We start from the raw sequence: 13,333 nt of genomic DNA on the forward strand, positions 1-13,333 counted from the left end.
GGTTGCTCCTTATTTACTTAATTTGAAGTTTGGTTTGAATTTGTTGAAGCATCTAAGGCTTCTTTTTGCTTTTTATATTCTTTTAGTTTGTTTCTTAAAAATAATGAGAACATATCTAACTCTTCAGAACTAGAGGCAAAAGTATAAGCTGGAATTTTGTCTAATTCTTCTTCAGATAATAGATTCTTTTGTGAATCAAGATATTTTAGCGCACCTTCTTTGTAACCGGCTAAAATTCAATTATATGTTTCAGCAGTTTTTAAAATTTCTGCTTTAAGTGCACTATATTTTTCTTCAGTTAAAGAGTTGGCAAAATCTTGAATATCGTTAATAAATTGTTGCACAGGAACAACTCTTTTTAAAACGCTGACTTTTTGCCCGTCATTAATATTACCTAGAAAAATAGATGGAGATCTTAATTCTCTAACTTTTTGAGAACTTAAAAAGTTAGCATTATTTAATTTTGCTGAAGCTAGTGATTGTAATGAACTGTAAATAATGTTTGCAGAACCTGAAATTTCAGCCATATTACTAATTAATGTTGTTAAAGAGACTTTTGAGTCAGGTGATATTAATAAAAATTCATTCAATCTGTTGTTTAATCTTAAAATTAAATTTCTTACTACTTGGATACGTTGGATGATATTTTCGTTTAATTCTGGCGTTTGTTCAAGTTTATCAAGTTCTTCACTTAATTTATCGGCTCATTGCTTACGAACTTCAAAAAATTGTGCTACAGATTTTAATTTCGAATAATCAACTAATTTTTCAACTAATCTTCTGTTTGATATTCTTTCTATATTGAAAACTGTCGATTGATAAAAAGGTAATAATATATTTCTAGTAACTGAATTAGTAGCGTCAGAAAGTGATTCGTTAAACGCTGATCCAGTAAAGAATTTATTTCTTAAAGCTCCGTTAGTGTATTGGAAATTATCTGATTCACTTTTGAGTTGATTAACTCTATTTGTTAATTCATTTAACGCTTGGTTAACGCTAAATAAACTATCTCCCACTAAAAGTGAAAGTTGTTCTTTATAGTTATCAATGATTTCCATAAAAACAGGATAAAACTCATCCACAGCGTTTTTATTTGAATAAACTTTGTCAAATACAACATTGTTAGCTAATTCAGGATTTAATTCAATTCTTTTTTCTTGGTTTGTGGCTAAAGTATTTGATAAGTTATTGTATGCATTAGTTAAATTAGCTACTAACTCGTCTGTAACTTGATCATTTTCTAGTTGCAATGATGCTAAAACGCTTTTAGCGTTATTTTGTTGAGCTAACAACTCATTAAATAATTGTTCAAAAACCACATTTGAAAATTTGTAATTTAACTCATTTTCAACTTTTTTAACTAGTGCATTTAACTTTTGAAGTGTTACATAATAAGAAGCTTTATTTAAATCACTATTTTTTTCTTGTTTTTTAGCTTTAAGTAAGTTTTCTACTTCTTCTTTGGCTCTTAGTTTTTGATTATCTTTAAAAACTACGTTTAGATTTCTCTTTAATTGGTTAATTGATGCTTTTAATTGTTGAATAATAACTTTTTCTTTGTTTTTGGGATCACTTTCTTCTAAAAGTGATAATGTTTCTTCGTATTCAGCTAAACTTAAAAGGTATTGATCTATTTGTTGAAGATAATCTTGCTCTAATTTTAAAATTTCAAGGCTTTCATTTAAATTTTTATACCCTTGAATTACATCTTCAGGTAAGTCACTTGAGTCTTTTGATACATTTTTTAAAGAGTTTTTAAGTTTTCCTCATGCAGTTCTGGCAAATTCTGCAGAAATTAAAGGTTCTTTTAAATTCTTTAGTAATTCTTGACTTGAATTAACTAAATTGTTAACTTGATCAAACATTGATAACTCATTATTTTGTTCAGCGTTTGTATCTGGCTCTTGTGTAGCATCTTTCTTTTGATTTTGTTTTATATTTTCACATGAAAGTGAGAATGCCGCTACAGAAGATAACACTAAAAACGAGCCTGAAATCAGAAAAATATTTTTTAATTTATTTTTTTTCATATATCCCCCTATTATTTAATTTTTAGTAAGTATTGTAAATTTGCTTTTGTTAACGAATCAAGCGTTTCTTTTTCGCTTGCACTTAAATCTTGACCGTTAATATATTTTGACCATAATTTTTGAACTATTTGAACTTGTATTCTACTGTGTTGGGTGTTATAATGAGCCCCTGGATTTAATAAACAATTACACTCAAAACTACCTTTGCTTGGATTTGAATTTAATTGTAATGTGTGTGTGTTTAAAGTATTTAAATTATCAGCTTTATTTGTTGTATTTTTGCTAGAAAAAGCGTAAATACTTAAAGTTGTTGCACTAATTGTAGCTGTAGCCAAAATCACCGAAGTAATAATTTTATGTTTTCTTTTCATATTTACCTCTTATTTCTATGTGTTAAATTGATTAAATACATCAACAATAACGCTTTGTTGGTCGTTGTGTACTTCTTTTTTAAGTCTCAATGGTGCTTGGGCGTAGGTTTTTTGGTTTTCTGTTAAGGTTTTGAGTGATCCTAAATTTGCCTCTTCGATTAGTTGTTTATTTGCATCCGCAAAAAAGATTCTATATGAACTTCCTGGTTTTAAGGTTGTGTTGTAATAATGAGAAACTAAAGTATAGTCACTAACTCAACTTGCTAAACCTTTTCTAAGTTGTTTATCTTTATCTAAGTACTCTTCGTCTTTAAGTGTGTGTTTATATTGATCGCTTGTAGCGTTAATTGGATCTTGTTTTGTAAAGTAGAATAAATTATTTGTATTTTCTACACTTACAGGAACGTATTTAACTTCCTTGGTTTGAGTATTTTCAAAGGCAATATATTTTAAGTTTTTAGATTTTTCTAAATCAAAGTAACCATAAAAACTAACTGCATCTTTATCTGAATCTCTTCATAAACCGGAGATATTTCTATCACCTACACCTAAACTTTGAATGTAATAATTTCAGTAAGCTTTAGCACGTGAGTTAATTTTTTGACCTTTTAAGTCTAAAAGTTGAATTGTTTCATCAACATAATCGTTACCAAATTCATCATACATATCTCAATTTAAGATATTTCTGTATCATCTATCTTTATATCAACCATTGTTAAATGTTCTTATTACACCAAAGTATGAGTTATTGTAATTTGATGAGTTTTCAAAATTGCTTCCCTTATCAATAACACTTGATGTTGTATTTTTTTTGTAAATTACAGATTCAACATTTAATTGTTCTTTATATAAAGGAGCTATTAAATTAACAAATGTACTTCTTAAAGCTTCATAACTGTGAGCATTATCTTTGAATTTTTGTGTTGATGTACTATCAACTATATACTCTAAACCTGTGTTTATTTCATTTATTCCACTAAGGAATTTAGGTTTGTTACCAAACTCATCAGCGCTTGGGGTGTATGTAGCTTGTAAGTAATCACGGTTAATTTGTTCAGCAAAACTATAAGCATAATCACTGAAAATATCAGCAGTGCTATTGCTTGTTTTTGTTTCAAACGCATCTTCAACGTCAGAACTTGGAGTATTTAATGAATTAAATTTACCAATTAATTTAAAATCAGCACTCCCACTTACAAAAAGATCTGGTAAGAAGAATGTTGTTTGACCATTTAAAATTTGTAGGTCATTGATGTTTAATTTTTCATAATCAATATTATGTTTTTGAGCAAAATCTTTAATGTAATTTAAGTAATTTTGTACTTTTGTTGTTTCATTTGCGTTAGGGTTAATTGTAAGTGAAGGGTGTGAAATAAATGTAATATTTGAATTTTTATCTAGAATTCATTTAACCGAATCACTTAAATCTTTTAATTTGTAACTCTTAACTAACGGAGCATAAGGGCTGTTTAAAAATCTGTTCATTAAGTCATTAGCTAAAAATTGCATATTTTCATTAACGTCTTTTGAATATAAATCTTTTAATTCTTGCAATTCGCTTGCTGAGATTTTAAATCCTTGATAATTATTTAAATATTCATTCATTTTTTGGTTATATTCTTCAATATTGAATTTTGATTTAACATAATCAATATCTCAATTTAATTTAAATTTATCATCAACATATTCAGCATTTGCCTTAGCATAATCTACACTAATAAATTCAAATACCTCTTCGACGTTATTTAAGACTTTTAAATCCTTTTCATTTTTGTTTGCAAAAGCATTAAAGAAACCTTGTTTGTAGTCACTTTCAACTGCATCTGGATTAATAATTAACTTTAATACGCTATATCTAGCAGTAGATGAGTTTTCTTTTTTAATAGGTTTATTTTGTAAATCTGCATATCAGTAAGTAGGCTTTAAAAACTCTCCGTCTGCAAACGTTTCAAAATCATCTACATAGCCAATAAGCCCCTGGAATACACTTTTAAGCCCTACGCCAAATTTTCCTAAATTGGATTCTTTGTAGTTGTTTCTAGTATCGGTAGCATTACCTTCTGAATCGTAAATAACTTTGTTAGAGTTTGTGTTAACTACATACTCATGAGTTGAGTTTAGTTTAACTCCTGCTGCCATTAATGACGAGAATCTAAGATATTGGTCAAAAATATCAGAAGGATTTCGGAAAATATAATTGTTTAGAGCAAAAAGAGGTGTCAAACTATCTCTAGAATTTTCCGCATAACGCGCGTATTTACGCACATCAGTTAAATCACCTTCGGCAAATGTAGAGATGTCAGAATTAATATTTTGTCAATAACCAAAATAACTAATAGCAAAACTTTCGGGAGTGTTTGAATATGACTTTTTGTTAAATTCAAATCCACCAGATTGTTTAATATCATCATAATTACGAGAATTAACAAAATCTCTGAAATATTCTAAAGCTCTAACGTTGTTACCGTAACTATCTAAATCTTCATCACCTAAAGCAAAACTAAATCTAGGATCATAAACATTTAATAATCAATCGTAATCAATTTTGGTTGCTGAATTATCTCACCCACCTAAGAAAAATCTTTTAACTAACAATGAATCAATACTGTTATTAAATTCATTTTCTTTAGCGATAAGAAAGTCTAAATCTTCTTTTTCTAAATATGTATTAAGCGGAACTTTAACATAATCTTTGTTTGTGTCATCTTTAACATAAATTTTTGATACATAGTTACCAACGTTTCTTGTTGATGTTAGTGGTGTAGCTTCATTAGCACCTAAGTAACTTTGGACAAATCTTTGGTTTGCCAATGTTAATGATGTCCCTAAATTTTGGACAAGATTATTATTTTGTCTATTTCTAAGTGCATATGTAATTATTAATCTTGGTGGAACAAATGCTAATGGATTTTGTGGATCAATAATAGCTTGAATATATTTAATATCCATTGAAGCTAATTCAAATTTTTCTTCTTGCGCTAGTTGTATATTAAAATCTTCTTGAGTTAAATCCAATAATGATTTATTTGCTGACTCAGGTTTAACCAAAATACGAATATTTAAATCATCCTTTTGTCATTCGAACAATTTAAATTTGTTTGTTTGTTCATCAAAAACTAAAGGATTATTAGAACCATCTTTAATTAAACCTACTAAATTTTTAATAGAAGCATCTTGAAATTTGTAATTTCCGTTTTCATCTTTAACAAAGTATTGAGCAACTCCATTAGTTCCTGGATTAAGAGTTCCTGATTCTTCATCTAAAGCGTTCAACGTGAAAATATCATATAAAGAAACTTCGTCTGCATAATTGTACATTTTCTTACGTTCTTCTAAGGCTTTTTTAAGTCCTTCGAAGTTTTGTAAAAATCTTCTTTTTGTATTATTTAAAGCGTCTGCTAATGAAGGATTATTTTTTTGTGTTCCTCAAATATCAGATTCTGTTTCATAAGCGTAAGTTCCGTCTTTAGTTAAGAAACCAAAATTTGTGAAATTACCTTTTTTATCTGAATATTCTTTATTTTCTGATTTGTTATATAAATCACTGCTTTGTCTTTTTAAGTGTGTTCTAGCACTTAAATATTTATCTAAAGCCACAGGATCATAAAAGTTATCAATAATTGTTGAAAATCTTGGGCTTTGGGAACTAACTAATACTGGGTCATATTCTAAATTACCTAAAGCTCTTGCACCTGTTAGCGTTACATGATGTCCATATTCGTGAGCTCCAACGAATTTCAAGAAATCACTTGACATACTTTTAAAGTTTGGATCACTTAACTTTAAAACAGCTCACAACCCTAAAGTATCGTTAATATCAAAACCTAAATAATCGCCATCTTCAATTTTAAATTCATAAAAACCTTGATCATTTAAAACTTTAACAACGTGTTTACCTTGTTTGTGTCTTAATAAATAAGGCATTTTTTCTTTAATATCTTCTAATAAATTTTTATATGCATCTGTATAAAGCGAATATGTTTGAATTTTATTTCCGTTTTTGTCTAATGTATCTTGATCAAGCGTAACTACATTAGGAACAAAATCATTTACATAACCTAATTGAGTTAATAACTTATCTAAAAAGTTATATTCACTTTTTGTTATTTTATCTGCCTCAAAGCTAAATTCCACATCGGCATCATCAACATTTAAAGTTAATTTTAAGGTTTTGTTTTCTTTTGATATGTCTTTTATTAAAACGCCTTCTTTATAATTGTTTTCGTCAAAATTTGAATCTTTATTTAAGATTTGAATTTTTGTGTTACCAAAATGAATATCAAAATCAGGGTTTTTCAAATTCTCCTGATTTAAAGGTAAATTGGTAGAAAAATTAACACTTTTATTTTTATATATTTCTAAATTATAAAAATCAAGGAAATGAATAAAATTTTGATCTTGGATCTCTTGTAAATCTTTTAAAGAAAATACAGTTTGTGGTGAATAATCAAATTCACTTATAAAGAAATCAAGTTTTTGATTTTCAGAATCAACCAATTCTAAATAAAGAATTGAATCACCTTCTAAATGGTAAGGGTTGTTTTCATCTCTTTTTGGTAAATCTAAATCTTTTGCTAAATTTTTAGCTAATTGCGCTTCAGTATTTTTTGATGCTTTTTGAATTGTATATTCTTTAACTAAATTTTCATTAATAAAAATTGAATCAATGTGTTTTGTGCTTTGTTCAATTTTTTTAATCGCTTCTTCTTGAGAGTTTGCTTTAACTAAAACTTTAACATTAAAAATATCATCAACATATGCGTATACTTTTTGTCCAACTAATTTTTTACCAAAAAGTAAATTTCTAAATACTAAATTTAAATCAGGATTTGAAAAGTCACTCGTAATATTACCTGCAATATTAGTGTTAACAGCATTGTTAACTAAGAAATTTAACTCTTCTAAAGACATGGTTTTCGAATTTACTTTATATAAAAGTGATTCAGCTGCATTTCCTTGACCACTAAGAGTAGAGTAAATTGGAAGTCCACCAAAGAAAGCATCTGGATAAAACTTAATTGTTTGCTCTTCTTTGTTAGTGTTTGAGTGCGCTCCTAAAGTTATAGCGTTTCCGTTTCTTTCAACACCTTTAACAATACTAAATGATTTCAACGAAATCATTTCAGGCCCTCATGAAACGTTTTTAACAAATCATTGAGCAAATTTATAAAATTCTTCTGGACTAACTGCCTCTAGATATTCATTATAAAATTTAAAACTTCCGTAGTCAAATTCAAAAATCGGTAAAAATCCATTTTCTTTATAAAAATCTTCAAAAAACTCACTGTATGGAACTACTTTATTTTTATATTCAACTTTAGAGGTGAATTCTTGGGTTTTCTCATCTAAATCAATTAAAAATTTCGCATTAATTTCTCTACTTTTTGTTCTATCGTATAAAGAAATTTTAGGTTTTTGATTAGCTTGTAAAAATACATTTTTAAATTCTCTTACTTTGGGATTAACTGGCCCCACGACTTCTGAAGAGTTATCTCTATAAATTTTAATTGCAGCTAATGCACAACCAAAAACTGTTGCGGTTGTTAGTGCGGCGATTAAATATTTATAAACATTTTTCATTTTTTTCATGATAACTCTCCTTATGTGTTATGAATTTTTTTAATTTTTTTATCATATTTATCTCAAATTTCTTTGATTAATTTTGGTGGCTCATATTGTTGTGCTCTCTCATCTAATAATGATGATTTAACAAAGTGAGTATCACTTATTTGATAAATATGTGGTTCGTGTTCTAAGTCAATTCCCATTGCGTAGTCATTTCTAACAGCAAAAGCATCACCCTTTATATTATTTAAGCTTGAAGGAACACTTCCTCTTATGGTTGTTAATCTTGTGCCATTATTAAAATCTGGCATAGACATGATTAAACCTCATGAGTAAGGGTGTTGTGGGTGTTCTAAAATTTCCTCTTTTGTTCCGCTTTCAATAATTTGTCCTGCGTACATGATACTAATAAAGTCACTAATACTTGCAACAACTCCTAAATCGTGAGTAATGAAAACGATAGAAATTTTTAATTTTTCTTGTAATTCTCTAACTATATCTAAAACTAAGGCCTGAACAGTAGGATCCAGCGCAGTTGTTGGTTCATCCATAACTAAAATTTTTGGTTTCAATGAAACCACAGCAGCTATAGCAATCCTTTGGATCATTCCTCCACTTAATTCGTGTGGGTAAGATTTCATGACCTTTTCTGCGTTGTTGATTTTTGTAAGTTTTAAATACTCAAGCGCTATTTCATAAGCTTCTTTTTTATTTTTAGCTACTTTGTTGATTAATAACCCTTCAGTAATTTGTTTTCCAACTTTCATTGTTGGATCTAATATGGACATAGGGTTTTGGAAAACAGCAGAAACTATTGTTCCTCTTAATTTGTTATTTTCTCAATCGCTAAAAGTAAAATTTTGCACTTCTTTATTAAATAATTTAACTGTACCATAGTCAATTATGGCGTTTTTTCCTGTTAAACCATAAAGCAAGCTAGTGATAACACTTTTACCACTACCACTTTCACCGATAATCGCGTGTACATAACCTTCATATATTTTTAATGATGTACCTCTTAAAACCACATTTTTTTCTTTTGGGTTAGCTGGGTTTGTAAAAGATAAATGAATATTTTCAATTTCTGCAGCAATTCTTGTTTTTTTACCAAAAACCATTTCGTATTTAGCGTCTTTGGCAAATTCTTCAAAATTAAAAATTAATTTTTTTCTTGATTTAAATTTATTAGCAAAATTGTTTTTTAGGTTAGAAAATTGTGTTTTTAAGCTTTTTTTAGGTTGTTGGTTAAATTTATCTTTAACCATTTCATATGTGTGTTGATTTTCGTGCTTAACTACTTTTTCGTATAAACGCGAATAACCTCTGTGTTTGTCCATATTTTTACTCCTTTACACCTTCTAACTCTAAAACTTTTTTAAGTTGTTGTGGATCAACTTTTGCTTCTTGTTCATCAATATATGAAGAATAATCACCTTTCAATCATTTTTGTATTTCATCGTCTGCTGCTAAAACAAAGTGGTTTTGGCCAATATTATGTCAATAAGGTTGTCTCTCTTGAGTGTATGAGTGCATTTTAGCATCATATTTAAACCCAATTAAGCTACCTTTTTTGCTTTCGATTGAAGGTACTGCATCCAATAAACTTTTTGTATATGGGTGAATTGGATTCTTCATAATTTGAGCTGTTTCCCCTATTTCTAATAAAACACCTTTATAAATTACAGCGATTCTATCAGAAATATATTCAACCATTCTTAAATCATGGGCAATAAATAAAATTGTTAAACCGTATTTATCTTTAAAATCATTGAAAATATTAACTACTTGCGCTTGGATTGAAACGTCTAGCGCAGAAATAGGTTCGTCAGCAACTAATAACTCAGGACGTAAAATAACTGATCTACTAATCCCAATACGTTGTTGCTGACCACCACTAAATTCTAGTGGGAATCTTTTTAAAACAGATTCATCTAAACCGACACTTTTTAGTGTTTGAACAACTAAAATATCTCTACATTTTGCTTCGGAATATTCAGAAATAACATCTCTGTTTTGTTTTTCTTCTTCGAACGCTTTTAACATTTGAGTATCAGCGTATTTGTCTTTTAATTCGTTGTATAAATTAACATATAAAAGATCATAAGCTACTTTTGAATTGATATTTAATTTTAAATTTACTTGTTCAAAAAACTCTTTATTGTATTCTTGAGGGTTTAAATTATTTAATTCATTATATAATTTTGCAAAAACCCTTTGATCTTCGTTGTATAAGTAAATTTCTTTAGCGTTTTTTAAGTTAACTAAACCTTCACTAACAACCTTTTCAATATTTTTATTTGGGTTTAATGAGTTGGCTGGATCTTGGAAGATCATTTGAACTTTATTAGCCATATACTCAAGTGTTGATTTATACTCTTTTAATTTTTTACCAAATTTAAATCCTCTTTTAAATTTACGAGGAACTAATTTTTCACCTAATTGTATTGTTCCGTGTGAATATGGTGTTAGACCAACAATCGCTCTACCGGTCGTACTTTTACCACTACCACTTTCTCCAACTAAACCTAAAACTTCACCTTTGTAAATATTTAAACTTAAATCATTAATTGCTCTAAATTTATTAACACCACTACCATATTCAATATCCACATTTCTTAACTTAACAAGAACTTTTTTATCTGGATAAGCATTTAACATTTGGTTGGTGTTTTTTCTTATTGGTCTGTACTCATTTTTAAATAGTTTGGACTCTAAATAATAAGAATCACTGTTATTTAAATCTAAATTTAAATTTTCTTGATTTTGGTTCATATTTTTTCCGTTCTATCTTTGTTTAAATAAACTTAGTTGGATTCCGTTTCCGATTAATTGAACACTTGTTGTTATCACAATTAATATTGAAGCTGGGAATAATACATATCTAGGTGTTTGTAGGAATTTTCCAATTCCGTCGTTAATTAATGCTCCTAAGGTTACAGCATCTGGAATAGCTAAACCAATGAAAGCTAATGATGTCTCGCTTAAGATAACCCCTGGAATTGAGAACACTAACTGTGTTACTAAAATTGGAATAATAACAGGAATATAGCTTAGGAGAATTTTATAAGTAGGTGTTGCTAAAACTTTTGAAGCAGCGATTCATTCGAAGTTTTTTGCCCTTTTTACCTGCGCTCTAATTTGGTTTGCCATTCCTGTTCAACTTGTGAAACTTAAGGCAAAAACCATAACTCAGAAACTTGGTTTAATCACTATTGTAATTAAAATTAAAATAATAATTGTTGGAATAACTGAAATTATTTTGATTAAAAATGTAAACATTCTATCGAATCAATTAAAATGACCCATCATAATACCCATAAACAATCCAATGCACACTTCCACAAGTGTAACAATTAAAGCAAGTGTGATTGAATATCTAAGTCCGTGTCACAATAATGTTCACAAATCATAACCTTTATCGGTAGTTCCTAAAATATGACCATCTGTAAAAGGTGGTAAACTATTTTGCGAAACTGCGTTTGAACTAGATGTATCAGTTCAAATCAAAGGGAAAATAAAGGCCATTAAAAGTAACATAACTAAAATAACAAAACCAAAAACCCCACTTCAACTTCTTGAGTAACGATTAATAAATTGTCTTGTTGGGCTTAAAGGTGTTTTTAAATATGCACTTTCACGATAATCAAAAATTTCACCCATAATTTTTCATTGTTGATACTCAAATGGTTTTGCAAATGGACTAGGCGCTCCTAATTTTTGATTTTCTCTAAAACTAGCCATTATCTTCCTCCTTTTCTTCTTATTCTTGGATCGATTATTTCATAAAGAACGTCACGTAATGTATATGAAAGAATTGTTAATAATGAGAAGAATATAACTTGGAATAAGATTATGTTGTAATCTTTTGATGTAATTGCGTTATATAAAATGTTTCCGCTACCTGTAATTAAGAAAATTCTTTCGATGAAAATTGATCCTACGAAACTCCCTAAAACTACACCAGGGAAAAATGTCGCAATCGGGAATAATGAAGGTTTAAGCGCGTGTGTTCACACAAATCTGCTTCTTGTTAAACCTTTTAAATAACAGAATTTTGAGTGCATTGAGTTAAGTTCTCTATTTAATTCTGTTTTAATGTATTTAATATAAACGATAATACTTCCTAAACTTAATGCGATTCCCGGCAACATATATGTTGCAAAATCTCTAAAGTCGAATATGTATGGCATATTTAATTCTCTACCTATAATTAAGAGTAATACGGCAAAAATTAAACTTGGTATACTTGAGAATATTGAAATTAAAATAGTTGTTGCGTTATCTAAAATTCCGTCAGGATTTTTTCCAACAATAACACCAACAGGTACACCAATGGCAACTGTTAAACAAACACTTCATAATCCAACATATAAACTTTTAAAAAGTCTATCTCAAATAAATGAATTGATTGGTTCAAATTTGAACACGCTTAAACTTATTCCTAAATCTCCTCTAAGTAATCCAGAAATATAATTTATATATCTTACTCCTAAAGGTTGATCTAAACCTAATTGTGCTCTAATAGTGGCTTTAGCACCTTCGCTAATACCATCTTCAACTCCTGTGTTTCCTGGGATTGAGTTAATTAAAAAGAATGTAATAGTAACGACTATTCAACTAATTACCACAAACTCCAAAACAATTTTTAAAAATCTAAAACCACTTCTAGCTAATGGGCTTTGAATATTAAAAAGTCTCTGAACTCAATTTTTCTTTTTTGATAAAGTGTTATCAAAAGAAACATAATTAGGAGTAATATAAGATTTTTTATTCTGTTTCATTTTAATCCTTTCATTTTTTGTTAAAAAAACAGACACGCTATTGTGTCTGTTTTTGAGGTTAATTACTATAAATCGTAATTTGATTATCTTCGGTTTTTATTTTATTAATTTCCTTAGAGAGTTTTCAGCTTAAGAAAAATTGCAAATAAAAACCAATTGAGATAAAACTCAGTATTAGACACAATAAGTAAAAAATTGGAAGCTTGCGGAATCCATACTTCATTGACATATTTGTTTCAATAGCAATAAATGTCCATGAAGCAATCATGAAAATAGAAAAAATAGCAACAATAATTAAAGCTGCCTTAAAAATTTCCTTTTTAGATGAATCCAATAAGTAAGCGATCGCAAGTGAAAAAGCAACAGTTGTACCCATTGCAGTAAATAATGTTATAGCATTCATTATTCTAAAATTTTTCACTATTGGTCCTTTCGTTACGTTAATGATTATAATTGAAAAAAATTTTTATCCAAAGAAAAAAATGGAGATATTTCTACGGAAAGTTAAAAAAACAAAGTTCCACCTAAGGTGGTTTCCTTTTGTAAGACATTTTGATTAATTAAATTTTAAGGTTTTTGATAAAAA

General features: G+C 28.5%; 8 protein-coding genes. All 8 read right to left on the reverse strand.

Annotated features, from left to right (window positions below):
- Window positions 1-17: 17 nt before the first annotated feature.
- Genes V2E24_RS02680 through V2E24_RS02715 form a run of 8 tightly spaced genes read right to left on the reverse strand, consistent with a single transcriptional unit; the run spans window position 18 to window position 13,168 of the window.
- Window positions 18-2,030 (reverse strand): hypothetical protein, encoded by a 2,013-nt coding sequence (locus tag V2E24_RS02680; RefSeq protein WP_330500881.1) that lies wholly within the window; start codon window positions 2,028-2,030, stop codon window positions 18-20.
- 11 nt (window positions 2,031-2,041) lie between these two features.
- Window positions 2,042-2,401: a hypothetical protein gene (locus V2E24_RS02685; protein WP_330500882.1), complete on the reverse strand. Its 360-nt coding sequence runs from the start codon at window positions 2,399-2,401 to the stop codon at window positions 2,042-2,044.
- A gap of 15 nt (window positions 2,402-2,416) precedes the next feature.
- Window positions 2,417-7,990 carry a PDxFFG protein gene (locus V2E24_RS02690; protein WP_330500883.1) on the reverse strand — a complete coding sequence of 1,858 codons (5,574 nt, stop codon included), beginning with the start codon at window positions 7,988-7,990 and terminating at the stop codon, window positions 2,417-2,419.
- A gap of 11 nt (window positions 7,991-8,001) precedes the next feature.
- Complete coding sequence (locus V2E24_RS02695) at window positions 8,002-9,303, reverse strand: ABC transporter ATP-binding protein (RefSeq protein ID WP_330500884.1); 1,302 nt, start codon at window positions 9,301-9,303, stop codon at window positions 8,002-8,004.
- Between the two features lie 4 nt (window positions 9,304-9,307).
- A complete protein-coding gene (locus V2E24_RS02700; protein ID WP_330500885.1) occupies window positions 9,308-10,738 on the reverse strand; it encodes an ABC transporter ATP-binding protein in 1,431 nt (476 codons plus the stop codon).
- 12 nt (window positions 10,739-10,750) lie between these two features.
- On the reverse strand, window positions 10,751-11,707 hold the full coding sequence (locus tag V2E24_RS02705) for an ABC transporter permease (RefSeq protein ID WP_330500886.1): 957 nt from the start codon (window positions 11,705-11,707) through the stop codon (window positions 10,751-10,753).
- Window positions 11,707-12,747 carry an ABC transporter permease gene (locus V2E24_RS02710; protein ID WP_330500887.1) on the reverse strand — a complete coding sequence of 347 codons (1,041 nt, stop codon included), beginning with the start codon at window positions 12,745-12,747 and terminating at the stop codon, window positions 11,707-11,709. The genes V2E24_RS02705 and V2E24_RS02710 overlap by 1 nt, the downstream gene beginning before the upstream one ends.
- A 58-nt stretch (window positions 12,748-12,805) precedes the next feature.
- Complete coding sequence (locus V2E24_RS02715; protein WP_330500888.1) at window positions 12,806-13,168, reverse strand: hypothetical protein; 363 nt, start codon at window positions 13,166-13,168, stop codon at window positions 12,806-12,808.
- Window positions 13,169-13,333: the final 165 nt, after the last annotated feature.

The organism is Mycoplasmopsis ciconiae (assembly GCF_036350065.1).
In the GTDB taxonomy this organism is placed as follows: Bacteria; Bacillota_I; Bacilli_A; order Mycoplasmatales; family Metamycoplasmataceae; genus Mycoplasmopsis; species Mycoplasmopsis ciconiae.